Origin of the sequence: Micromonospora sp. HM134 (assembly GCF_007833915.1) — a bacterium.
Classification (GTDB): domain Bacteria; phylum Actinomycetota; class Actinomycetes; order Mycobacteriales; family Micromonosporaceae; genus Micromonospora; species Micromonospora wenchangensis.
On record NZ_CP041061.1, the window covers coordinates 6,167,516 to 6,191,670 of the forward strand.

Annotated in this window: 15 protein-coding genes and 1 pseudogene; 7 read left to right on the forward strand and 9 right to left on the reverse strand. The window is 72.7% G+C overall.

Translation table 11 applies throughout. From position 1 onward, the window contains the following. Positions 1-367 precede the first annotated feature (367 nt). Both FJK98_RS26720 and FJK98_RS26725 read left to right on the forward strand, forming a co-directional pair. Positions 368-1,495, forward strand: a complete 1,128-nt coding sequence (locus FJK98_RS26720) for a hypothetical protein (RefSeq protein WP_145921432.1) — start codon at positions 368-370, stop codon at positions 1,493-1,495. A gap of 1 nt (position 1,496) precedes the next feature. Next, entirely contained in the window at positions 1,497-2,219 is a 723-nt protein-coding gene (locus tag FJK98_RS26725; protein ID WP_145923011.1) for a class F sortase, read from the forward strand. Between the two features lie 76 nt (positions 2,220-2,295). On the opposite strand, the gene FJK98_RS26730 is transcribed toward FJK98_RS26725, so the two are convergent. After that, entirely contained in the window at positions 2,296-7,362 is a 5,067-nt protein-coding gene (locus tag FJK98_RS26730; RefSeq protein ID WP_145921433.1) for an NAD-glutamate dehydrogenase, read from the reverse strand. A gap of 362 nt (positions 7,363-7,724) precedes the next feature. On the opposite strand from FJK98_RS26730, the gene FJK98_RS26735 reads away from it, so the two are divergent. After that, a complete protein-coding gene (locus tag FJK98_RS26735) occupies positions 7,725-9,686 on the forward strand; it encodes a penicillin-binding transpeptidase domain-containing protein (RefSeq protein ID WP_145921434.1) in 1,962 nt (653 codons plus the stop codon). Positions 9,687-9,876: 190 nt separating this feature from the next. Here the strand turns inward: FJK98_RS26735 and FJK98_RS26740 are convergent. From FJK98_RS26740 to FJK98_RS26765, 6 genes and pseudogenes are all read right to left on the reverse strand, one after another. Then, a pseudogene (locus FJK98_RS26740) lies at positions 9,877-10,812 on the reverse strand (arginase family protein); the annotation flags it as partial. A gap of 64 nt (positions 10,813-10,876) precedes the next feature. After that, complete coding sequence (locus tag FJK98_RS26745; RefSeq protein WP_145921435.1) at positions 10,877-11,800, reverse strand: tetratricopeptide repeat protein; 924 nt, start codon at positions 11,798-11,800, stop codon at positions 10,877-10,879. Positions 11,801-11,945: 145 nt separating this feature from the next. After that, a complete protein-coding gene (locus tag FJK98_RS26750; RefSeq protein ID WP_145921436.1) occupies positions 11,946-13,634 on the reverse strand; it encodes a methylmalonyl-CoA mutase in 1,689 nt (562 codons plus the stop codon). 286 nt (positions 13,635-13,920) lie between these two features. Continuing rightward, complete coding sequence (locus FJK98_RS26755) at positions 13,921-14,334, reverse strand: Asp23/Gls24 family envelope stress response protein (RefSeq protein WP_145921437.1); 414 nt, start codon at positions 14,332-14,334, stop codon at positions 13,921-13,923. An 87-nt stretch (positions 14,335-14,421) separates the two neighbouring features. Continuing rightward, positions 14,422-15,357 carry a methylmalonyl Co-A mutase-associated GTPase MeaB gene (gene meaB / locus FJK98_RS26760; protein WP_228543233.1) on the reverse strand — a complete coding sequence of 312 codons (936 nt, stop codon included), beginning with the start codon at positions 15,355-15,357 and terminating at the stop codon, positions 14,422-14,424. Positions 15,358-15,605: 248 nt separating this feature from the next. Beyond that, positions 15,606-16,799, reverse strand: a complete 1,194-nt coding sequence (locus tag FJK98_RS26765; protein ID WP_145921439.1) for an acetyl-CoA C-acetyltransferase — start codon at positions 16,797-16,799, stop codon at positions 15,606-15,608. Positions 16,800-16,862: 63 nt separating this feature from the next. Between FJK98_RS26765 and mce the strand changes: the two genes are divergently transcribed. The 4 genes from mce to FJK98_RS26790 all read left to right on the forward strand — a co-directional run bounded on the left by mce (position 16,863) and on the right by FJK98_RS26790 (position 22,896). Further along, positions 16,863-17,339: a methylmalonyl-CoA epimerase gene (mce, locus tag FJK98_RS26770; protein WP_145921440.1), complete on the forward strand. Its 477-nt coding sequence runs from the start codon at positions 16,863-16,865 to the stop codon at positions 17,337-17,339. 371 nt (positions 17,340-17,710) lie between these two features. Further along, positions 17,711-18,976, forward strand: a complete 1,266-nt coding sequence (locus FJK98_RS26780; protein WP_088642764.1) for a DivIVA domain-containing protein — start codon at positions 17,711-17,713, stop codon at positions 18,974-18,976. 177 nt (positions 18,977-19,153) lie between these two features. Continuing rightward, positions 19,154-21,349, forward strand: a complete 2,196-nt coding sequence (locus FJK98_RS26785; protein WP_145921442.1) for a hypothetical protein — start codon at positions 19,154-19,156, stop codon at positions 21,347-21,349. A gap of 458 nt (positions 21,350-21,807) precedes the next feature. Continuing rightward, entirely contained in the window at positions 21,808-22,896 is a 1,089-nt protein-coding gene (locus FJK98_RS26790; protein ID WP_145923012.1) for an AI-2E family transporter, read from the forward strand. Between the two features lie 16 nt (positions 22,897-22,912). Here FJK98_RS26790 and FJK98_RS26795 read toward each other — a convergent pair whose 3' ends face one another. Together FJK98_RS26795 and FJK98_RS26800 are read right to left on the reverse strand one after the other, a co-directional pair. Beyond that, complete coding sequence (locus FJK98_RS26795; RefSeq protein WP_145921443.1) at positions 22,913-23,713, reverse strand: alpha/beta hydrolase; 801 nt, start codon at positions 23,711-23,713, stop codon at positions 22,913-22,915. A gap of 87 nt (positions 23,714-23,800) precedes the next feature. Further along, the gene (locus FJK98_RS26800; RefSeq protein ID WP_088642767.1) at positions 23,801-24,127 is read right to left on the reverse strand and encodes a hypothetical protein; all 327 of its coding nucleotides are present in this window, start codon (positions 24,125-24,127) and stop codon (positions 23,801-23,803) included. Positions 24,128-24,155 lie beyond the last annotated feature (28 nt).

Below are 24,155 nucleotides of genomic sequence, written 5' to 3' on the forward strand. Positions count from 1 at the left end.
CGTCCGGTGCACCGGTTGCCCTCGACCTCTGCCGTGCGCGGTGTGGCTCCCCGAACCGCGTGCAGCGATTCTTGCATGGGAGCGCTTCCATGGCAATGGCTCGATACTTCGCGGCAACCTGGCCGCAACGCCCGGGCCGGTATCCGGGCCGCTACGAGCCTATCTCCGCCCAGCCCGGCCGGGAGCGCACCGACCGCGCAGCCGGGTGGTAATACCGACACAAGCGGCCCGGGGTGCTTAAGGGTCGCATCATCGGTAAAGCCGAAAACACGAATCTTTCCCCGAATAAGTCATGAAACCGTCTAACGTCGGTCATAGCTCGACTGTCGTCGGGCTCAGGACAACAGGGGATGGAGTGACGCAGGTCATGGCTAACAAGATGCTCGGGAAGGTTGTCGCGGGTGCCGCTCTCGGTGGCGCGTCCCTTCTGGTGTTCACGCCGGGGATCGCGTTCGCGGACGGTCACCACGACGGCGAGAGCCGGGACGGCAAGGTCATCGCCAAGCCGCACGTCGTCAAGCCCGGCGACGAGGTCAAGCTCATCGAGATCTGCCCGGAGGCGCAGGAACACGCCTTCGTCTGGTCCAAGGTCACCGGCAAGGTCAAACTCAAGCCCGCCGAGGGCCGCGGCGAGGAACACGGCGGCTGGAAGGACGACGAGGGCAAGGGCGACGAGCACGGCAAGCCCGAAGAGGGCAAGGGCGAGGACCACGGCAAGCCCGGAGAAGGCAAGGGCGAGGAGGGCAAGGGCGAGGACCACGGCAAGGGTCCCGACGGCCAGGCCCCCGACGACAACGGCCCCAAGCCGCAGCCCCCGGCCGAGGGTGGACAGCCCCCGGCGGACGGCGGTCAGGGCGGCGGCTTCATGGCCGCCGACCAGGGCCCGGACCACGGCGGCAAGCCCGACGAGGGCAAGGGCGAGGAACACGGCAAGCCCGAAGAAGGCAAGGGCGACGAGCACGGCAAGCCCGAAGAAGGCAAGGGCGACGAGCACGGCAAGCCCGAAGAAGGCAAGGGCGACGAGCACGGCAAGCCCGAAGAAGGCAAGGGCGAAGAGCACGGCAAGCCCGAAGAAGGCAAGGGCGAGGAACACGGCAAGCCGGGGGCCGGCGAGGAGTCCGGCGAGCACGGCAAGCCCGGCTGGGACGAGGAGTCCGACGAGGGCGACTGGCAGGGCCACGAGGGCTACGGCAAGGACGACGAGTCCGGCTACGGCAAGGACGAGGGCGGCTGGGAGCACAAGAAGGACTTCGTCTACTACGGCGAGGCCGAGATCTCCAAGGACGCCCGTCCGGGCCGCTACGAGCTGGAGGGCTCGTGCGGCGAGGGCGAGCTGGTCGTCCTGCCGAAGGGGCACGTCGACGGCGGTGACGGTGGGATGACCACCACCGGTGCCGACCGGGGCATGGCCGCCGGTGGTGCGGGCATGATCGGCGCGGCTGCCCTCGGCGGCATCGTGCTGATGCGGCGGCGTCGGGCCAATGAGCTCGGCTGACCTGACGGCGACACGGGCCGGCGGCCGTCACGGGAGACCGTGGCGCGCCGCCGGCGCGGCCGTCGTCGTCCTCCTCGCCATGGCCGGCTCCGGCATGATCGGCGCGTCGATCCGGACCACGCCCCCGCCCCGTCCGCCGCAGCCGGCGGCCCAGGCCGCACCGCAGACCGCCCCGACGGACACCCCGGCCGGGGACACCGGGCCGGTCGACGACCCGGACGCGCAGGTCCCCGCCGACGCGAGCGTGCCGCCGGGCCCCGACCCGCTGCCCCGCTCCGCTCCCACCTCGATCGTGATCCCCAGGATCGGGGTCAACGCGGGGATCATGCCGCTGGGCACCAACCCGGACGGCACGGTCCAGGTGCCCCCGCTGGACCAGGCCCAGCAGGCGGGCTGGTACGAGCCGGGCGTCAGCCCCGGCGAAACCGGCAACGCGGTGATCGTCGGGCACGTCGACTCGGCACAGCTCGGGCCGGCGGTCTTCTTCCAGCTCGGCTCGCTCCTGCCCGGCGACACCGTCGCGGTGGCGCGGGCCGACGGCAGCACCGCCACCTTCACCGTCGACGAGGTGCGGTCCTACCCGAAGACGCAGTTCCCCACCGACCTGGTGTACGGCCCGAACGACCGTCCCGGGCTGCGGGTGGTGACCTGCGGCGGCCAGTTCGACCAGGCCGCCGGCAGCTACCAGGACAACGTGATCGTCTTCGCCACGCTGACGTCCTGAGCCGGCCGCGGCCGGTCACACACGACCGCGCCCGGGGCGGGACCCTCGTCCCGCCCCGGGCGCGGTCGGCGTACGGTCAGGCGGCGGCGGACGTCCGGACCAGGGTGCGGATCTGCCGCAGCAGCACCGACAGCGAGGCGAGGTCCGCCCGCGACTCGTCGAACTCCCCCATCGCCCGGTGCGCCCGGTGGATCGAGGTGGCGTTCGACTGCTCCCACTGGAGCACCCGCTCCTGCGGCGGCAGGTCACCCGGGGTGGAGTCGAGCACCTCCCCGGTCAGCGCGGCCAGCGCGGCGTACAGGTCGTAGCGCAGCGCCATCCGGGCCAGCGTCTGCCAGCGGTCCTCACGCGGCAGCAGGGAGATCTTCGACAGCAGCGAGTCCACCCGGAACCGGTCGGAGAGCACGAAGTAGACCGACGCCACCTCGCCGACGTCCCGGCCACTGGTCCGCGCCGTCTCCACCACGTCCAGCAGGCCGAAGCTGTACATCAGCCGGGTCGCCCGCCCGGCCAGCTCGGCCGGCAGTCCCCGGGCGGTCATCGCGTCGATGTGCGCCTGCAACGACTCCCGCTCGCTGCCGTGGAACCGGTCCTGAAGGTCGGGCAGCAGCCGGGCCACCCCGTCGCGGAGCCGCTCGATCTCGGCGGGCACGTCGATCGGCGAGCGCCGGTTGGTCACCAGCCACCGGACGGCCCGGTCGAGCAGCCGGCGGGTGTCCAGGTAGACGCTGGTCTGCAACTCCGGCGAGACCTCGTTGTCCAGCGCCTCGACCGCGTCCCACAGCTCGCGCAGTCCGAAGACCTCCCGGACCACCACGTAAGCCCGGATCACGTCGGCCGCCGACGCGGCCGTCTCCTCGACGACCCGGAAGACGAACGAGATGCCGCCCCGGTTGATCGCCTCGTTGACCAGGACCGTGGTGACGATGTCCCGGCGCAGCCGGTGCTGGGCCATCCGGTCGGCGAACCGCTCGCGCATCGGCGTCGGGAAGTACCTGACCAGGACGTCGGTCGTCCACTCCTCGTCCGCGAGGCCCTCGGCCAGGATCTCCCGCTCCAGCACGATCTTGACGTACGCGAGCAGCACCGCGAACTCCGGCGCGGTCAACCCGGACTCGGTGCGGACCGCCAGCTCCTCGTCCGGGGGCAGCGCCTCCAGCGCCCGGTCGAGCTGGCCGGCCCGCTCCAGCTCGCTGATCATCCGGCGGTGCACCGGCAGCAGCGAGGCGGCCTGGGCCTGCGAGTTGTTGATCGCCCGCGCCTGGTCGTAGTTGTCCCGCAGCACCAGCTCGGCGACCTCGTCGGTCATCTGGGCGAGCAGCTCGTCCCGCTCGGGCACGTCCAGCGCGCCGTCGGCGACCGCCGTGTTGAGCAGGATCTTGATGTTCACCTCGTGGTCGGAGCAGTCCACCCCGGCCGCGTTGTCGATGAAGTCGGTGTAGATCCGGCCGCCGGTAGACGCGTACTCGATCCGGCCGAGCTGGGTGCAGCCCAGGTTGCCGCCCTCGCCGACGACCCGGCAGCGCAGGCTCCTGCCGTCCACCCGGATCGCGTCGTTGGACTTGTCGCCCACCTCGGCGTTGGTCTGGCTGGACGCCTTCACGTAGGTGCCGATGCCGCCGTTCCAGAACAGGTCGACCGGCGCGGTGAGGATCGCCTTCATCAGCTCCGCCGGGCTGAGCTGGGTGACGTCGTCGGCCAGGCCGATGGCCGCGCGCACCTGCGGGGTGACCGGGATCGACTTGGCCCCGCGCGGGAAGATCCCGCCACCTTCGGAGATCAGCTTCGGGTCGTAGTCCTCCCACGACGACCGGGGCAGGTCGAACAGCCGCTTGCGTTCCCGGAAGGAGGTGGCGGCGTCCGGGTCCGGGTCGAGGAAGATGTGCCGGTGGTCGAACGCGGCCACCAGCCGGATGTGCTCGGAGAGCAGCATCCCGTTGCCGAACACGTCACCAGACATGTCGCCGACGCCGACCACGGTGAAGTCCTGGGTCTGGGTGTCGTGGCCCAACTCGCGGAAGTGCCGCTTGACCGACTCCCAGGCGCCCCGGGCGGTGATGCCCATCTTCTTGTGGTCGTAGCCGGCGGAGCCGCCGGAGGCGAACGCGTCGCCCAGCCAGAAGCAGTGCGCCGCCGAGATCTGGTTGGCGATGTCGGAGAACGTCGCGGTGCCCTTGTCCGCCGCCACCACCAGGTACGGGTCGTCGGGGTCGTGCCGCACCACGTCCACCGGCGGCACGATGTCGCCGGAGACGATGTTGTCGGTGACGTCGAGCATCGCGCCGACGAACTCCTGGTAGCAGGCGACCGCCTCGTCCCGGTCGCCCGGCTTCTGCTTGAGCACGAAGCCGCCCTTGGCGCCGACCGGCACGATCACCGCGTTCTTCACCATCTGCGCCTTGACCAGGCCGAGCACCTCGGTCCGGAAGTCCTCCCGCCGGTCGGACCAGCGCAGCCCGCCCCGGGCCACCGGCCCGAACCGCAGGTGCACACCCTCGAACCGGGGCGAGTACACGAAGATCTCGAACTTGGGCCGGGGCGCCGGCAGGTCCGGGATGGCCTGCGGGTCCAGCTTGAACGCCACGTACGACTTGGGCCGCCCGTCGGCGCGCTTCTGGTAGAAGCTGGTCCGCAGGGTGGCCTGGATCAGCGTCAGGTAGGCGCGCAGGATGCGGTCCTGGTCCAGGCTCGCCACGTCGTCCAGCGCGACACCGATCGCGTCGACCAGCTCGTCGCTGCGTTCCCGGCGCTGCCCGGCGTCCCGCCCGTCCGGGGCGAACCGCACCTCGAAGAGCTCCACCAGCAGCGCCGCGATCCGCGGGTACGCGATGAAGGTCTGCTCCATGTACTCCTGGGAGAAGACCGCCCCGGTCTGCCGCAGGTACTTCGCGTACGCCCGCAGCACCACCACCTGCCGCCAGGTGAGACCGCCGCGCAGGACCAGCTCGTTGAAACCGTCCACCTCGGCCTCGCCCCGCCAGGCGGCGGCGAACGCGTTCTCCACGTGCGGACGCACCTCGGCCAGCTCCTGGTGCCCCTCGGGCAGCCGCAGCCCGAAGTCGTACAGGAAGACCCGCCCGTCGATCCGGTCCACCTCGTACGGATGCTCGTCGACCACCCGGACGCCCAGCGAGTGCAGCACCGGCAGCACGGCGGAGAGCATCATCGGCTCGCCGTAGCGGTAGACCTTGAACCGGACGTCCATCGCCTCGTCGGCCCGCTGCCCGGCCCGCGGCGCCCACTGCTTGCGGAACAGGTGCATCTCCAGCTGGCCGGGCTCCTCCAGCAGCTCCAGCTTCGCCAGGTCCTTCATCGCCTCGTACGGCGTGTGGGTGTCCTTGTAGCCCTCCGGGAACGCGTCGGCGTACCTGGTGAACAGGTGCTTGGACTGCTCGTCGCCGAGCTTGCGTTCCAGCACCAGCCGGTAGTCGTCGTCCCAGAGCCGGGTCGCGTCGGCCAACTCCTCGGCGAGCAGGTCGGCGTCGATGTCCCCGGGCGGGTTGTTCGGGTCCGTCCGGACGATGAAGTGCACCCGGGCCAGCATCGACTCGGTGACCCGGGTGGTGTAGTCGACCCCGATGCCGTTCAGTTCGCGCAGCAGGATGTCCTGCATGCGCAGCCGGTTCTGGGTGGTGAACCGGTCCCGGGGCAGGTAGATCAGGCAGGAGATGAACCGCCCGTACGCGTCGCGGCGCAGGAACACCCGCAGCTGCCGGCGGCCGGCCATCCGCAGCACGCCGGTCACCGCGTGGTACAGGTCGTCGGTCTTGATCTGGAACAGCTCGTCGCGCGGGTAGGTCTCCAGGATCTGGAGCAGGTCCTTGCCGGAGTGGCTGCGCTGGCTCAGTCCGGAGCGGTCCAGCACCTCGGCCACCTTGCGGCGGACCACCGGCAACTCCCGCACGCTGGTCCGGTACGCCGCCGTGGAGAACAGGCCCAGGAACCGCCGTTCGCCGACCACCGCACCGGCCGAGTCGAAGATCTTGAAGCCGATGTAGTCCAGATAGGCCGAGCGGTGCACGGTGGCCCGCGAGTTCGCCTTGGTGATGATCAGCAGCCGCTTCTCCATCACCTTCTCGTGCGCCTCCGGCGTCATCGACGACAACGCCCGCGCCTCCGGCGAATCCGACCGCAGGATCCCCAGCCCGGTGCCGAGCACCGCCTCCAGCGCCGGGCCGCCCTGACCACCGGAGTCGACCAGCCGGTACTCCCGGTAGCCGAGGAAGGTGAAGTGGTCGTGGGCCAGCCAGCGCAGCAGCTCCACCGAGTCGGTGATGTCCTTCTCCGGCACCGGCGGGCGGTCGTCCGCCGTCCGGGCCGAGGCCAGCTCGTCGGCGAGCGCCAGCGCCCGCTGGCGCATCTTCGGCCAGTCCTCGACAGCTTCCCGCACGTCCGTGAGCACCCGCTGCAACTCGCGGCGCAACTGGTCCCGCTGGTCGGCGTCGCGGACCGGATCGATCTCGATCCGCATCCAGCTCTCCACCAGGTCACCGGCGATCGCGTCGTCCGGCTCCACGTCGGCGGAGACCTCGGTCAGCCGGCCCAGCGGTTCCCGCCGGACCACCACCAGCGGATGCACCAGCAGGTGCACGTCGAGGTGGTGGGCGTTGAGCAGGGCGGTCACCGAGTCGACCAGGAACGGCATGTCGTCGGTGACGATCTCGACGACGGTGTGGTGCTGGTCGGCGTCGGGGGGCAGGATGCGCAGCTTCAGCTCGCCCGGCACCCGCTGCTGGGCCAGGTCCCGGTGCGCCCGCGCGGCGTCGAGCATCTCCTCGGCGGTGAACCCGATCAGCTCCTCGTCCGGCGCGAACCGCCAGAACCGGCCCACCAGGGTCGCCGCGTCGTGGTCGTCCCCGGCCAGCGCCACCGCCTGCGCCACCAGGCGTTCCGCGTTGGGCACCGGCTCGTCGAGTTCGGCGTCCTCCACGTCCTCGCCGAGCGCCTCCACCGGAAGGCCCAGGTCGTAGAGGGTGTCGATGCTCGAACCGGTCACCCCGGTCACGCCTGTGTCGAGTCGGCCGTAGCCGTCCCCGTCGATCGGCGGGCTGTCCCCGTCGGTCGCCGAATCGAAGCTGTCGTCCCGGCCGGTGTCGCTCTGCCGGAGGTCGGGTACCGGTTTGATCGCCGGACGCCGGTCCATCGGTGCCACTCCCCTCGACGACCCACCGCGTTGTGGGTCACTCTGCCGCCCCACCATAGGCCCTGCCGCTTCGTGCCTTGGTCGGTGGACCACCGGTGGGACGTCCGGTTCGGGACTCTGGCCTGGCATCTGTGGCAGATGCACGATCGGCCGGGTGCCGAGTACCCCGCCTCGGGATGTTCATCACACCCTCGCGCCCACCACTTCGGGCCGCCCGCCGGGGCCCGGCCGCCGCAGTCGCCACGGCCGGTCCGTACCGGCGTACGGCCTGGCCGGGTGGCTCCGGCGACCGCGCGGGGCGGTACGGGCGGCGACGGCGTACTAGCGTGCAGGGCAGCCCGCCGTCCGGAAGGTGCAGCTCCATGCCCCTGTCGTACCCCTACCGCAGCCCCGGCACGCCCCTGCGGCGGGGGCTCGCGGCCCTGACCGCCACCGTGCTGGCGGCCGGCGCCCTCGTCGGCTGCTCCGCCGACGACGGGCTGACGGGCAGCGTGGACGCGTTCCTCGCCGGCTGGCGTTCCGGCGATCTGGACAAGGTGGGCTTCGTCGACCCGACCGGGGCGAGAGTGCCCGCCGATACCGTCGTCGAGGAACTCAAGGCCCTCTCCGGCGACCTCGCCGGCACCCCGCCCACCCTGCGCCGCGTCGGGGAGGCCGAGGTCACCAGGAACCTCGCCACCACCACGGTCGACATCCGGTGGACGCTGCCGGGTGGGGCGGACTGGGCCTACCAGCGGCCGGTCCGGTTGCGGCAGAACTCCGGCGACGACCAGTGGCAGGTGATCTGGGAACCGAAGGTGCTGCACGAGCAACTGGACAGGGGCGACCGGTTGACGCTGCGACGGACCGCCGCGCCCCGGGCCGGGCTGCTCGACGGCGCGGGACAGCCGATCGTGACGCCCCGGCCGGTGGTCCGGATCGGACTGCAACCCGGCGAGATCCCGGACGTCCCGGCGCTGGTGGGGCGGCTCGACGCGGCGTTCAGGGCGGTCCGGCCGCCGATCAGCCCCCCGGTCGAACTGGCCGACCTGCCGCAACGGCTCCGCGACGCCGATCCGGACGCGTTCGTCGAGGTGGTGACGTTGCGGGACGAGGCGTACCGGCAGATCCGTTCCCGGATCTACGACCTGCCGGGGACGAAGTTCCGGGCCGAGAAGCTCGACCTGGCGCCGACCCGGGAGTTCGCCCGCGCCCTGCTCGGCACGGTCGACCCGGCGCAGGCCGACGACCTCGCCGCCCACCCCGACCGGTACGCCAAGGGCGACCTGGTCGGCCACGGCGGACTCCAGGGCCGCTACGACGAGCGGCTGCGCGGCGCTCCCGGCACCACCGTGGAGATCCGCCGGCCCACCGCCGAGGGCGGCAGCACCCTCGTCACCGAGGCGTTCCGGCAGGAGCCGGGCCCCGGCCAGCCGGTCCGCACCAGCCTCGACGTGACCACCCAGAACGCCGCCGACGGCGCGTTGCGGGGCGAGAGGCGACGCTCGGCCCTGGTGGCGGTGCGGGTCAGCGACGGCGCGGTGCTCGCCGCCGCCAACGGCCCCGGGGCGGCCGGGGAGAACCTGGCGTTCACCGCCCAGGTGCCACCGGGCTCCACGTTCAAGACGGTCAGCGCCCTGGCCCTGCTGGACAAGGGGGCGGTGACCCCGCAGACCATCGTCGACTGTCCCAAGACCAGTGTGGTGGACGGCCGCCCGTTCAAGAACTCCGACGACTTCGTGCTGGGCAGGGTGCCGTTCCGCACCGACTTCGCGAAATCCTGCAACACCGCGTTCGTCGCGCTGGCCCCGCAGCTCGGCCCGGACGGGCTGGCCGCCACCGGCCGTACCCTCGGGTTGGAGGGCTCGTGGGACCTCGGCGCGGACGTCTTCACCGGCAAGGTCTCCACCGGCGGCGGGCCGACCGAGCAGGCCGCCGCCGCGATCGGCCAGGGCACCACCGTGGTCAGCCCGCTGGCCATGGCGGGGGTGACCGCCGCCGTCGCCCGGGGCCGCTTCGAGCAGCCGAAACTGGTGCTCGACCCGGCTCCCGCCGCGCCCGCCGCGGCCGGCCAGCCGCTGCGGGCCGAGTCGGTGGCGGCGCTGAAGACGATGATGCGCGAGGTGGTCACCGCCGGCACCGCCAGGGCGCTGGCCGACGTGCCGGGTGGCCCGGTGTACGGCAAGACCGGCACCGCCGAGTACGACGACGATCCGGCGCACACCCACGCCTGGTTCGTCGGGTGGCGGGGCGACGTCGCGTTCGCCGTCTTCGTCGAGCAGGGCGGATCGAGCACGGCCAGCGCCGTCCCGATCGCCGAACGCTTCCTCCGCACCCTCCGCTGACCCGCCCGGTCTCGCGCTCAACGGGGGCGATGTAGCGGTGTCCGGCTCGCGGGACCGCGCCATATCGGCCCCGTTGCTCGGTCACGCGTGCTCGGTCACGCGGGCCGGGGCTCGGTCAGGCGACCGGCTCCTCGGCGCGACCCGGTGCGTCGGCCGGGTCGGGTTCGGCGGGGTGCGGCTGGGGCGGCAGCAGTCGGGGCGCGACGGCGTCCGGGGCGACGACCGGGGCCAGCCCGGCGACGACCGTGTTGACGATCTCGGCAGCGTACGCGCCGTCCGGGTCGTAGTCGGGGTCGAAGACGGTCAGCTCGACACCGAGGCAGTGCGGGGTGTCCACCAGCCCGGCGAGCAGGATCTCCAGCTCGGCGAAGGCGATCCCGCCCGGGTCGGGGGCGTCCACGGCCGGCATCACCGCCGGGTCGAGCACGTCCACGTCGATGTGCACCCAGTAGCCGGCGCAGTCGGCCAGCTGCTCGTGCGCCCACTGGGCGCTGCGGGCGGCCCCCTCGGCGCGCAGGGCCGGCACCGGCCGGGTGATGATCCCGGCGGCCTGGAGGTCGAGCCGGTACTCGTCCTGCGCCCGGATGCCGAGCACCACCACGTCGATGTCCCGGAAGTACGGTCGACGTCCCTCGATGGCGGCCAGGTCGGCCTGCCCCCGCCCGGTCACCAGGGCGAGGTCCTCCCCCGCCGCCGCACCGACGTAGGAGGCGTTGCCGGGGTGCCGGAAGTCGGAGTGGCCGTCGACGAAGACCAGCCCGATCCGCCCGCCGACCGCCTCACCGAGCCGGTGCATGGCCAGCGCCGAGCCGAGCAGCACCGAACAGTCACCGCCGAGGACCAGCGGAAACTCCCCCCGGTCGATGATCGCGCCGATCCGGTCGGCCAGCGCCGTCGAGTAGCCGGAGATCTCCCGGGCGTGGCAGACCCCGTCGCCGGGACGCCAGTCGCCCGGGTCGTACCGGGGGGCGGTGAGGCAGCCGGCGTCGCGGGCCCCGAGCCGGGCGAGCAGGCCGTGGTCCCGTAGCGCCCCGGGGGCCTTGCCGCAGCCGGGGACGGAGGTGGAGGTGGGTGGGCGCAGACCCAGGTTGGTCGGCGCGTCGAGGACGGCGATTCGGCGCATCACGGGCTCCCGTCCTCGATGGTCGGCGGGCCGGCCGTGTGGCCGGCCCGCGCGGGGTGTCAGGGGATCAGAACAGGGCGCTGGCCAGGGCGCGACGGGCGGAGGCCACGGCGGGGTCGTCCGGGCCGGCGATGCTGAACAGCGAGACCAGGTGTTGGCGGGCCCGGTCCCGGTCGTCGCCGACGGTCCGCCGGACCAGCCCGACCAGTCGTCCGTACGCCTGCTCGGCCATGCCGCTGAGCACCTCGATGTCGGCGGCTAGGAGCTGGGCCTCGACGTCGTCGGGGTTGGCCTGCGCGGCGGCGAGGGCGGCCTGCGGGTCCGCACCGGCGACCCGCCGGGCCACCCCGACCTGGGCCAGGCCGGCCTCGGCCGCGGCGTCCGCCGGGGACTCGGCGAGGATCTTGCGGTACGCCTGCTCGGCGGCGTCGAGGTCGCCGCTCATCAACGCGTCGTCGGCCTCGTCGAGGCGCGGGTCCTCCGGCTCGGCGACGGTGACGCCACCGGCCTTGAGCACGGCGGCGAGCCACTGGCGCAGCTGCGGCTCGGGGATCACCCCGGGGAAGGCGTCGATCGGCCGCCCGCCGACCACCGCGTAGACGGTGGGGATCGCCTGGATCTGGAACATCTGCGCGATCCGCGGATTCTCCTGGACGTCGACCCGGGCAAGGACCCACTGGCCGGCGCCCTCGGCCGCCAACCGCTCCAGCACCGGGGCGAACTGGTCGCTGTCCGGGTAGCCGGCCGCGCCGAAGAAGACCACCACGGGTGTGGTCATCGACTGTTCGAGCACCCCGGACTGGATGTTCGCCTCGGTCACGTCGAGCACGGCGGCGGTGCCGCCGGTGGCGGGACCGCCCGGTGCGCCGGTGGGTGCGCCGGTCTGGCTCGGTGTGGCGGGACGGGAACTGGCCGGGGCGGTGCCGCGCAGCGCGCTGAGGTCGACCGCGCCGCGGGTGAAGATCGACGAGGTGATCCGTGGGTCGCTCATGGTTACCTAGTCTCGCACGATCCCCACCGTTGTCGGCTCAGCCGCAACGCCCACAGTTGCCACTCTCACCTCCCGTTCTCCCCCCGCCACCGCCCACCCCCACACCCCCGCCCCCCACCCCGACCGGGGGGTGGGGTGGGGAGGATCAGAAGCGGGCGGGTTCGCGGTAGGTGCCCCATTCGGCGCGCAGGGCGTCACAGATCTCGCCGAGGGTGGCCTCGGCGCGGACGGCGTCGAGCATCGGCGGGATCATGTTCCCGCCGGTACGGCTGACCTCGATCATGCGGGTCACCGCCGCCGCCACCGCCGCGTCGTCCCGGGTGGCCTTGCGCTCGGCGAGCACCCGACGCTGCTCCAGCTCCACCTCGTGCGAGATGCGCAGGATCTCCAGCTCCTTGGCGACCGTGCCGGTGTGGCAGTTGACCCCGACGATCTTCTTGTCGCCCTTCTCCAGGGCCTGCTGGTAGACGAAGGCCGACTCGGCGATGTGGCCGGTGAACCAGCCGTCCTCGATGCCGCGCAGGATGCCGGAGGTCATCGGGCCGATCCGGTGCGGGCCGTCGCCGCCGAGCTGCCGGATGCGGGCGAAGATCTCCTCCGCCTCGGCCTCGATGGCGTCGGTGAGCGCCTCGACGTACCAGGAGCCGCCGAGCGGGTCGGCCACGTTGGTCACCCCGATCTCCTCCATCAGCACCTGCTGGGTGCGCAGGGCGATCTCGGCGGATTCGTCGGTGGGCAGGGCCAGGGTCTCGTCGAGGGCGTTGGTGTGCAACGAGTTGGTGCCGCCGAGCACGGCGGCGAGGGCCTCCACGGCGGTGCGTACCACGTTGTTGACCGGCTGTTGCGCGGTCAGCGACACCCCGGCGGTCTGGGTGTGGAACCGCAGCCAGAGGGCCTTCTCGCTGGTCGCGCCGTAGACGTCGCGCAGCCAGCGGGCCCAGATCCGGCGGGCGGCGCGGAACTTGGCGATCTCCTCGAAGAAGTCCAGGTGCGCGTCGAAGAAGAAGCTCAACCCGGGGGCGAAGACGTTGACGTCCAGCCCGCGCGAGAGCCCCAGCTCGACGTAGCCGAACCCGTCGGCCAGGGTGTACGCCAACTCCTGCGCGGCGGTCGAGCCCGCCTCGCGGATGTGGTAGCCGGAGACCGACAGCGGCTTGTAGCGCGGGATCTCGGCGGCGCAGTATTCCATCAGGTCGCCGATCAGGCGCAGGTGCGGCTCGGGGTCGAACAGCCACTCCTTCTGCGCGATGTACTCCTTGAAGATGTCGGTCTGCAACGTGCCGTCCAGCCGGGACAGGTCGACGCCCTGCCGCTCGGCGGCGACCAGGTACATGCAGAACACCGGCACCGCCGGGCCGGAGATGGTCATCGAGGTGGTGACGCCGGCCAGGTCGATGCCGTCGAAGAGCACCTCCATGTCGGCGGCGGAGTCCACCGCGACCCCGCAGTGCCCGACCTCGCCGAGCGCCTGCGGGTCGTCGGAGTCCCGCCCCATCAGGGTCGGCATGTCGAAGGCGACGGAGAGCCCGCCGCCGCCCGCGCCGAGGATCATCTTGTACCGCTCGTTGGTCTGCCGGGCGTTGCCGAACCCGGCGAACTGCCGGATCGTCCAGGCCCGACCCCGGTAGCCGGTCGGATGCAACCCCCGGGTGTACGGGAACTCGCCCGGCCAACCGATCCGTTCGAACCCGGGGTAGGCGGTCCCCTCGGGTGGCCCGTACACCGGCTGCACGGTGGCGCCGGACAGGGTGGTGAAGTCGGCGTCCCGCTTGCGCGCGGCGTCGTACCGGGCCTGCCAGCGTGCCCGTCCGGCGGCGATCTCGTCGGCGTTCATCCGCGGGGCTCCTCCTCGAGTCCTCGACCGAACCCCGAGTGTAGAACGACAACCTGAACGATCACTAAGCCAACCCGCCCCACCCCCTATGGCCCGGCCGGCCCCCGCCACCGCCGGTGATCAAGAGGTTTGCGTCAACCCGCCCCGAATCCTGACGCAAACCTCTTGATCACCGCCGTAGCCTGACGTAAACCTCTTGATCACCGGGCGGAGCGGTTGATCGGCGGGCAGGGGGGCGAGGGCTGGGCGGGGGCTGGGCTGGGCGGGGGCTTTTGTGGGTGGCTGCTCAGGCGATGGGGGCTTCTGGGTCGTTCATCGCTACGTCGTCGACGCGGATGTTGATCTCGTCGGCGCGGAGGCCGTACGACTCCACCGCTGCTGTCACAGCGGCGCGTACCGCATCGGTGACCTGGGGCACCGGGTGGCCGGCGGAGATCACCAGGACCAGGTTGACCACGGCCGCGCCGTTGGTGACGTGCGCCGAGCAGCCCCGCCGGGCGTCGCCCACCCGGTCCAGCCCGACCTTGTCGAGGACGGCGTTGAAGAACCGGGCCACGTCACCACCCAGCTCGGCCACCCCGGGCACGGACTTCGCGGCGGCCACCGCGATCTTCTCCACCACCTCGTCGGAGACCTGCGTCGTCCCGCCGGCCACCGCATCCGGCGTCACCGACAACTCCTGCGTCGCCTCGTGGTCCATGATCGCCCCCGGAAAGCCGTCGCACCGCCCCACGGGTCCGTGGCGCGGTGCGAGCGTACTAGCCGATCGTGCTCCGTTGTGGACGGATCAGGTGCCGATCTGGGCGAGCAGTTCGTCGGCCGCCGCGTACGGGTCCAGGGCACCCTCGGCCACCTTCGCGGCGAGCGTCGGGAGGTCCGTACCGTCGCTCAGGGAACCGATCCGGGCGCGCAGGACGCCCAGCGCGATCGCCTCGATCTCGGCGGCGGCCCGCTTCTCCCGGCGGCGGCGTAGCTCGTCGTGCTGCTCCAGCCAGGCCCGGTGCTTGTCGATCGCGGCGGCGATGTCGTCGATCCCCTCGCCCCGCGCGGCGACCGACCGGACCACCTGCGGCCGCCACTGCCCCGGCCCGCGCTCGCCCAGCGCGATCATGCCCTGGATGTCGCGGACGGTGGCGTCCGCGCCGTCCCGGTCGGCCTTGTTGACCACGAAGACGTCGGCGATCTCCAGGATGCCGGCCTTGACCGCCTGGATCGCGTCACCCATCCCCGGGGCGAGCAGCACCAGCGTGGTGTCGGCGAGCGAGGCCACCTCCACCTCGGCCTGGCCGACCCCGACCGTCTCCACCAGCACCACGTCGCAGCCGGCGCCCTCCAGCACCCGGACCGCCTGCGGGGTCGCCGCGGAGAGCCCACCGAGGTGGCCCCGGCTGGACATCGACCTGATGTAGACGCCCGGGTCGGTGGCATGGTCCTGCATCCGCACCCGGTCGCCGAGGATCGCCCCGCCGGTGAACGGGCTGGACGGGTCGATCGCCAGCACGCCGACCCGGTGCCCGCCCGCCCGCAACGCCCGCACCAGCTCGTTGGTGGTGGTCGACTTGCCCACCCCCGGGGAGCCGGTCAACCCCACCACCTGGGCCTGCCCGGCGTACGGCGCGAGCGCCGCCGCCACCTGCGGCAGCACCTCGTCACCGGACTCGACCAGGGTGATCAGCCGGGCCACCGCCCGGGGGTCACCCTCGCGCGCCCGGCGCACCAGCATCGGTACGTCCCGACTACGGCGAACCGGGACGGCGGCCGGGGCGGGGGCGTTCTCGACAGTCACTGGGCCACCTTCGCTCACGACTGCGGGGCTCGCAAACCCCGCTCACTCCTCGCGCTCGCCACCGAGTCACCTTCGCTCACGACTGCGGGGCTCGCAAACCCCGCTCACTCCTCGCGCTCGCCACCGAGTCACCTTCGCTCACGAAAGGGGGCAGCTGTCGGGCTCGCGGGGCCGGCGCCTTCGGGTCAGCTCTGGGCGTCGGCCGGTACGTGGATGATCAGGGCGTCGCCCTGGCCGCCGCCACCGCAGAGCGCCGCCGCGCCGGTGCCGCCGCCCCGCCGCTTCAGTTCGAGTGCGAGGGTGAGCACCAGCCGGGCGCCGGACATGCCGATCGGGTGCCCCAGCGCGATGGCGCCGCCGTTGACGTTGATCTTGTCGGTGCTGACCCCGAGGTCCCGCGCGGACTGGATGCCGACCTGGGCGAACGCCTCGTTGATCTCGATGAGGTCGAGGTCGTCGATGCTCAGGCCACCCTTCTTCAGGGCGTGCTGGATGGCGTTGGACGGCTGCGAGTGCAGGGAGTTGTCCGGGCCCGCCACGTTGCCGTGCGCGCCGACCTCGGCCAGCCAGGCCAGGCCCAGCTCGTTCGCCTTGGCCTTGCTCATCACGACAACGGCCGCCGCGCCGTCCGAGATCGGCGACGAGGAGCCCGCGGTGATCGTGCCGTCCTTGGCGAACGCCGGGCGCAGCTTGGCGAGCGACTCGGCGGTGGTGTCCGGCCGGATGCCCTCGTCCTCGTTGATCACCAGCGGGTCGCCCTTGCGCTGCGGGATGACCACCGGGGTGATCTCGTCGGCGAAGTGGCCGTTCTTCTGGGCGGCGGCGGCCCGCTGGTGGCTGGCCGCCGCGAACGCGTCCTGCTCCTCACGGGTGATGCCGTGCCGTACGCCGAGCCGCTCGGTGGACTCGCCCATCGAGCAGCAGTCCCAGGCGTCGCTGAGCCCGTCGTGGGCCATGTGGTCCTTGATCGTCACGTCGCCGTACTTGTAGCCGGCGCGCTGGCCGAGCAGCAGGTGCGGGGCGTTGGTCATCGACTCCATCCCGCCGGCCACCACGATGTCGAACTCGCCGGCCCGGATGAGCTGGTCGGCCAGGGCGATCGCGTCCAGGCCGGAGAGGCACACCTTGTTGATGGTCAGCGCCGGCACCGACATCGGGATGCCCGCCTCCACCGCCGCCTGCCGGGCCGGGATCTGCCCGGCGCCGGCCTGGAGCACCTGGCCCATGATCACGTACTGCACCTGGTCGGGGGCGACCCCGGCGCGCTCCAGCGCCGCCTTGATCGCGATGCCGCCGAGCTTCGTCGCCGGGAGGTCCTTCAGGTTGCCCAGCAGCCGGCCCATCGGGGTCCGCGCGCCGCTGACGATGACCGATGCCACTGTCTGCCTCCGAGGGGGGTACCGAGCTGTACGCCTTAACGGCTGTTCGGCAAGACTAGCGGCATGGCTGAGAACACCCCCGTCGAGCCCGCTGCCGACTACGTCACAGACATCGGGCTGCGCCGTATCGATCACGTCGGGGTCGCGGTCGCCGACCTGGACGCCGCGATCGACTTCTATCAGCGCACCTTCGGGATGCGCTGCATACACGAGGAAACCAACACCGAGCAGGGCGTACGCGAGGCGATGATGGCCGTCGGCCCGACCGCCGAGGGCGGCTGCGTGCAGCTGCTCGCCCCGCTGTCGCCGGAGTCGACCATCGCCAAGTTCCTCGACCGCAACGGCCCGGGCGTGCAGCAGGTGGCGTACACGGTCGCCGACATCGACGCGGCCTGCGCGATCCTGCGCGAACGCGGCGTACGACTGCTCTACGACACCCCGAAGCGCGGCACCGCCAACTCCCGGGTCAACTTCGTCCACCCCAAGGCCGCCGGCGGCGTGCTCATCGAACTCGTCCAACCCGCCGACACCCCCCACTGACCCCCGCCCTCCCCGCGTTCCGCTCCCCGCGCCCCGCGCCCCGCGTCCCGTGTTGATCAAGAGGTTTGCGTCATCCCGATCTCCAGATCTGACGCAAACCTCTTGATCACCGGGGCGGGGCAGACCGTTGATCGCCGGGGCGGGGCGGACCGGGGCGGGCATTGTGTGGGGGCGTTATTCCGGGGGTGGCGGGGAAAGGGGTCCGGGCACTGCCGGGATAGCGGGCGGTGGCGGCGGCGGGGCCGCCCGGACCTGCCAAGATCGCCGTTTGGTGCCGGCCGCCGGTACGACCCGGTGGACCATGTAAAGAGGACACGAAAGCTCGGCACCGCTCTTGCGAACGACCCCGGGGGGTCTGCAAGTATGTCCCAATGCCCCAGCAGCAGTCCTCCCCTCTCGCGTTCTTCGATAACGCGAACTCGCAGCCCGACTTCACGGTGGGCCTGCGCGGATACAACACCCACCAGGTCGACGACTTCCTCGGCCGGATGACAGCGGCGTTGACCCAGTCGGAGCAGGCCCGCGCCGAGGCCGAGCAGCGGATGAACGACGCCCAGCGTCGGCTCCGCCAGGCCGAGCAGCGGCAGGCCGCCCTTGAGCAGAAGCTCACCGACACCAACAAGCAGCTCGAGGAGAACAGCCGGCCGACCCTCTCCGGTCTCGGCACCCGGGTCGAGCAGATCCTCCGGCTGGCCGAGGAACAGGCCAACGACCACCGCAACGAGGCCAAGCGCGAGTCGGAAGGGATTCTCTCCGCTGCCCGGCTGGAGGCGCGGGAGATCACCGACAAGGCGCGCGCCGAGGCAGCCGCGATGAAGGCCACCGCCGAGCGGGAGGCCGGCACCGTCCGCACCGCCGCCGAGCGGGAGGCCGCCGAGGCCCGGGTGCAGGCCCGTCGGGAGGCCGACACGCTGCGTGCCGACGCCGACCGGGAGACCAAGCAGCTGCGTACGGTCACCGCGCACGAGGTGGCCGAGCTGAAGTCCACCGTCGAGCGGGAGGTCGCCACCCTGCGCGCCACCGCCGAGCGGGAGATCACCCAGCAGCGGGCGAAGGCCGCGCGGGAGGCCGAGGAGAAGCGCGCCGAGGCGACCAAGCTGCTCACCGACGCCCGGGACAAGCGGGACAAGGACCTCCAGGCGCTGGAGCTCCAGCTCGCCGAGCGGCGGGAGAAGGCCGAGCGCGAGGAGTCGGAGCGGCACGCCGCCCAGGTGGCGCAGACCCAGAAGCTGGTCGGCGAGGCCGAGCAGCGGGCGCGGGCCGCCCAGGAGCGGGCCAAGGAGATCGAGCAGCGTGCCGAGGCCCGCCGGGTCGAGTCCGAGCGCACCGCCAACGACACCGTCGACAAGGCCAAGGCGTTGGCCGAGAAGACCCTCAACGAGGCCAAGGCCGAGGCGAAGCGGCTGCTCACCGAGGCGCGCACCGAGGCGGACCTGACCACCCAGGCGGCCCGCCGCGAGGTGGAGGACCTCACCCGCCAGAAGGACGCGGTCACCTCGCAGCTTGGCCAGATGCTCTCCGGCCTCGCCGGGATCGTGCCGGGTGTTCCGGCCCAGCAGCAGGCCGCCGCGCCGGCCAAGGCGGAGCCGGCGAAGGCCGACGCCGAGTCCCGGGCGACCGCGGAGACCGCCAGCTGACCGAACACATCGACGGGGCATGAGTCGCGGCGCGGAGGGACACCGGATGACCGGTGCACCCCCGCGCCGCGCCCGTTCCCGCCCTGTGACACCCTGTCGCGGGACAGCACTGAAACAGCTCCCCACAGCGGCGTCCGTATCGCCCCCGGAGGGCCGGATGCGTGTGAGGATGGGGGCATGTCGCACGGCGAGGAACTGTTCGCTCTCGGCGGGGATGTGACCACGGAGCCCAGCTTCGAGTCCGCTCTGCGGGGATACGACAAACGACAGGTCGACCGGTACGTCGCTCGTGCGGAGCACGAGATCGCCACGCTGACGGGTGAGCGGGAACAGGCGTACACCCAGATCCACAAGCTGGCCGGTCAGGTCGAGCACCTGCAGCGGGATCTCGCCCAGGTGCGCAAGCAGGTCGGGGTGGTGGACCGGGCCTCCTTCAAGCACCTCGGCCCCCGGGTCGAGCAGATCCTCGCCCTCGCCGAGGAGCAGGCCGACGCGATCCTGGTCGCCGCCAACGAGGAGATCGAGGCCCGCCGGGCCGCCGCCGAGCACATCATCGACGAGGCCCGCGAGCAGGCCGCGCGGGCGCTCAAGGACTTCGAGATCGCGCTCGCCGCCCGGCGGGCCGAGGAGGAACGGCACACCACGGCCCGCAAGGCCGAGGCGGACGCCGCCGTGCGTACCGCCAAGGAGGAGGCCGCCCGGCTGCGCAGCACCGCCAAGGACGAGGCGACCCTGCTGCGCGCCACCGCCGAGGACGAGTCCAACCGGTTGCGGACCGCCGCCCAGGACGCCCTGAACCGGGCCCAGCAGGAGGCCACCCAGCTCCGCGACACCGCCAAGGAGATCCACGCCCGGGCCCAGCAGGAGGCCACCAAGCTCCGCGAGATGGCGAAGGCGGCGCTGGCCAAGGCCCAGAAGGAGGCCACCGACCTGCGCGAGGCCGCCAAGGAGGTGCACCTCAAGGCGCAGCAGGAGGCCCGGCGGCTCGTCGATTCGGCGACGGAGACCAGCCGTGCCACCCACGCCAAGGCGCTCCAGCAGGCCAAGCAGGTCACCGACGACGCGGACGGCGCGGCCAAGGCGACCCGGGAGCGGGCCCGGCAGGAGGCGCAGCGGCTGACCACCGAGGCGACCGAGGCGGCCCGGCACAGCCGGGCCGAGGCCGAGGCGTACGTGCAGCGGATGCGCACCGAGACCGAGGCGTACGTGCAGCAGTCCCGCGCCCAGACGCAGCAGGAGCTGGGAGCCTGGCGCGCGGGGGTGGAGCAGGAGGTCAACGGCCGGCGGGAGGCCGCCGACCGGGAGCTCGCCCAGCGCCGGGCCGCCGCCGAGCAGGAGTTCGCCAAGCGCCGCGACGAGCTGGACCGCAAGCACCAGGCCCGGCACGACGAGCTGGAACAGCAGCACGGCACGCGGCAGGCCGAGCTGGAGCGGGAGTGGGCCGCCCGGCGGGACGAGATCGAGCAGGGCGCGGCCGAGATCCGCCGGGTCGCCGAGGCGGACGCGGCGACGCTGCGCCGCACGGCCGAGCAGGAGACCACCGAGCTACGGCGGCGGGTGGAGCAGGAGACCACCGAGCTGATCGACCGGGTCGAGCGGGAGACCGCCGAGAAGCGTCGCCAGGCCGACGAGCACGTCGCCGCGTCGCGCCGGCAGTTCGACGAGTACGCGGCCACCACCCAGCAGCATCTGGCCACCACCCAGCAGCACCTCGCCGCCACCCAGCAGGAGGCGGCGGCCGGCCGGCAGCAGCTCGCCCGGGTGATGCTGGAGATCGCCCAGGCCCAGCAGCAGCTCGCCGACCTGCGTCAGGAGACCTGGCAGGCGCGGCAGGAGCACGACGAGCTCCAGCGGGACGTCACCGCCCTGCGGGCGCGCGCCGCGACGCCGGTGGGCCCCGACGCCGTGGCGTCGTCCCCGGACGGCGACCGGCCGGGGACGGGTCCGCTCGGCAACGGCAGGAAGCCGAAGCCGACGCGCACCGCCGACGCCCTGGCACCGCAGCCGGTGGGCTCCGGCCCGGCCGGCGGCGGCAAGGCACCCGCCGACAGCGACGCCGGGAAGGAACCGGTCGCGGCCGGCGCGGACGCGGTCGTGGCCGTCACCAGGCCGGCCACCAACGGTACGAAGCCGACCGGCGGTACGGACGGTGCCGCGAAGCCGAAGGCCGAGCCGGTGACCACGGTGGACGGCGGGACGGCGAGCGCCGGGGTGGACGGTGAACCGACCGTCGCCGCGGTTCCCGGCACCGCCGGCCGGGACGCCACCCCGACGAAGATCACCAGCACCGGGGAGAACGGCAAGCGGCCCAGCAAGCCGACCACCGACGAGCGCAGCGCCAAGCCGAGTACGGTGACCGTCGAGTCCGAGTGACCGCGCCGGGGCGACCCCGCGGTGGCCGGTGGGACACCCGCACCACTACCCTGCGGGCAGGAGCCCGTACGGTAGGTGGTCGCCGGGTGGGTTAGTTGATCCACTCCGGGTGTGCCGCGCCGGGGCGGAACTGGGGAGGTCCGGTGGCACAGCACGGCCCGGCACGCGACGATGCGACCCGGGACAGCGCCCCTGCGGGCGTACCGACGGCCCGGGCCGGGGCGGAACCGGTGACGGCCCGCTCCGAGCCGCCGCCCACCACGGACGGCGAGCACGCCACGCGCGGAGAGCCCGCCGCGCCGACCGGCCGGGGCACCGACACCTCCCACACCAGGGCCCCGGGCGTACCCGCGCAGGACGCCCTGGAGCAGGACACGCCAGCACAGGCCGCAGCGCAGCACGCGCCGGGGAAGGACGCAGCACAACACGCCCTGAGGCAGAACGCACCGGCACAGGACGTGCCGGGAGACGACGCCGCCGGGGCGGTCGGCAGCGGGTCGGGGCGGTTCGGTCGACCCGGGCGGCCACTGCGCCGCAGCAGCTTCCTGGTCGGCTTCACCGGGGCACTCGGCGTGCTGCTGGCGTACACGGTGTTCCTGGGGATCCGCAATGCCGGCGGCATCCTGGTCCTGGTGGTGATCGCGCTCTTCCTGGCGGTGGGGCTCAACCCGGCGGTGGTCCGGCTGCGCCGCTGGGGGCTGCCGCACGGGCTGGCGGTGACGGTGGTGGCGCTGACCCTGGTGCTGCTGATCGTCGCCGGGCTGGTGGCGCTGGTACCGCCGGTGGTGACCCAGACCGGGCAGTTCATCGACCAGCTTCCCAGTTACGTCGAGGAGCTGCGCCGCAACCGCACCGTCAACGACCTGGTGGTCCGCTACGACGTGATGCAGCGGGTGCAGGCGCTGGCGAACGCGGACACCGTGGGCCGGGCGCTCGGCGGGGTCCTCGGCGGCGCCCAGTTGATCTTCGGAACGATCTTCCGGGTGCTCACCGTGCTGGTGCTGACGATCTACTTCCTGGCCTACTTCGACCGGCTGCGCGATCTCGGGTACGCGTTGGTGCCCAGGTCGCGCCGGCAGCGGGTCAGCCTGATCGGGGACGAGATCCTCACCAAGGTCGGCGCGTACATGGTGGGGGCGTTGAGCATCGCGGTGCTGGCCGGCGCGACCAGCTTCGTCTTCGCCCTGGTCGTCGGGCTGCCCTACCCGTTCGCGCTGGCCGTGGTGGTGGCGGTGACCGACCTGATCCCGCAGATCGGGGCCACCCTCGGCGCGGTGGTCGTCAGCCTGGTCGGCTTCGCCACCGCGCTGCCGGTCGGTATCGCCTGCGTGGTCTTCTTCGTGCTCTACCAGCAGGTGGAGAACTACCTCATCTACCCGAAGATCATGCGGCGGTCGGTGGAGGTCAACGAGGTGGCCGCGCTGCTCGCCGCCCTGCTCGGGGTGGCGCTGATGGGGGTGGTCGGCGCGCTGATCGCCATCCCGGTGGTGGCCGCCCTCCAGCTGATCCTGCGCGAGGTGGTGCTCCCCCGCCAGGACCGGCGCTGAGGGCCGAGGGCGAGGCTCAGCCGGCGGCCGGACCCGGTACGGGGGTGTCGGCGAAGGCGGCCACCGTCCGGTCGGCGTACGCGCTGACGTCGCCGGTCTCCATCGGGCCGTCCCAGCTCGTCGGCAGCGGCAGCGGCACCGCCGGGTTCACCCGCCGGACGATCTCGTCGAGCACCCGCTCGGCGTCACCCACCCACAGGTGCTTGGCCCCGGGCACGCCGACGACCTCGGCCTGCGGCACCGCCGCGAAGCGCTGCCGGGCCTCGTCGGGGCGCAGGTAGTCGTCGAACTCGGGCACCAGCGCGGTCAGCGGCCGACCCGACTCCGCCCAGACGGCCAGGTCACCGGGTTGCGAGAAACGCAACGGCGGGGAGAGCAGGATCGCCCCGGCCACCGCCGGGTCGCAGCCGTACTTCAGGGTCAGGTCGGTGCCGAACGACCAGCCCACCAGCCAGATGTTCGGCAGCTCGTGGAACTCGGCGTACTCGATGGCGGCGGCGACGTCGAACCGTTCGCCCACCGCGTTGTCGAAGGCTCCCTCGCTGGTGCCCCGCACGCTGCTGGTGCCCCGGGTGTTGAACCGGAGCACCGCCAGGTCGGCCAGGGCGGGCAGCCGCCAGGCCGCCTTGCGGAAGAGGTGGCTGTCCATCATCCCGCCGTGGGTGGGCAGCGGGTGCAGGCAGACCAGGGTGCCCGCCGGCGTCCGGTCGACCGGGCGGGCCAGCTCGCCGACGAGCCGCAGGCCGTCGGCGGTGTGCAGCTCGATGTCCTCCCGGTGGCCGGGCAGGATCGACGACGCGCGGATCGGTGTGCTCACCGCCCCAGTCTGACCCGAACCCGCCGCCGTCGCTCGACCGGGGCGGAACCGGGGTGATCCAGGTCGCCCACCCGGCCGGAAACCGGGTCATCCGTAGCGGGGAGCGCCCCGGCCGCGCAGCAGGTTCGGTCCCCGCCGGTCCCGGGCCCGCCAGCAGCCGTTGTGCCAGTGCCGCCGGTCGGTGAGGTCCCCCGCGCCGTCGGCCGGCCAGGCCACCAGGTGCGCCACCCCGGGTCGGATCTCCTGGTCGCATCCGGGGCAGCGGTACGTCTTGACGGACGCCCCGCCGCTGATCCCGCGTACCTGCCACTCGCCGTCGCGCCACTGCTGCACCGACTCCACGCCGTGCCGGGCCCGCTCGGCGTCGAGCTGGCCGGTGTCCTCGCGGCGGGGACGGTTGCGACGGGGGCTCACCTCGCCAAGGTTACGGTCAGGTCCGCAT

What these genes read in the sequence shown, in the direction of transcription:
- FJK98_RS26720 (WP_145921432.1), top strand. Translation starts at nt 368, where the DNA reads ATGGCTAACAAGATGCTCGGGAAGGTTGTCGCGGGTGCCGCTCTCGGT.
- FJK98_RS26730 (WP_145921433.1), bottom strand. Translation starts at nt 7,362, where the DNA reads ATGGACCGGCGTCCGGCGATCAAACCGGTACCCGACCTCCGGCAGAGC.
- FJK98_RS26735 (WP_145921434.1), top strand. Translation starts at nt 7,725, where the DNA reads ATGCCCCTGTCGTACCCCTACCGCAGCCCCGGCACGCCCCTGCGGCGG.
- FJK98_RS26745 (WP_145921435.1), bottom strand. Translation starts at nt 11,800, where the DNA reads ATGAGCGACCCACGGATCACCTCGTCGATCTTCACCCGCGGCGCGGTC.
- FJK98_RS26750 (WP_145921436.1), bottom strand. Translation starts at nt 13,634, where the DNA reads ATGAACGCCGACGAGATCGCCGCCGGACGGGCACGCTGGCAGGCCCGG.
- FJK98_RS26755 (WP_145921437.1), bottom strand. Translation starts at nt 14,334, where the DNA reads ATGGACCACGAGGCGACGCAGGAGTTGTCGGTGACGCCGGATGCGGTG.
- meaB (WP_228543233.1), bottom strand. Translation starts at nt 15,357, where the DNA reads ATGCTGGTGCGCCGGGCGCGCGAGGGTGACCCCCGGGCGGTGGCCCGG.
- mce (WP_145921440.1), top strand. Translation starts at nt 16,863, where the DNA reads ATGGCTGAGAACACCCCCGTCGAGCCCGCTGCCGACTACGTCACAGAC.
- FJK98_RS26780 (WP_088642764.1), top strand. Translation starts at nt 17,711, where the DNA reads ATGCCCCAGCAGCAGTCCTCCCCTCTCGCGTTCTTCGATAACGCGAAC.
- FJK98_RS26785 (WP_145921442.1), top strand. Translation starts at nt 19,154, where the DNA reads ATGTCGCACGGCGAGGAACTGTTCGCTCTCGGCGGGGATGTGACCACG.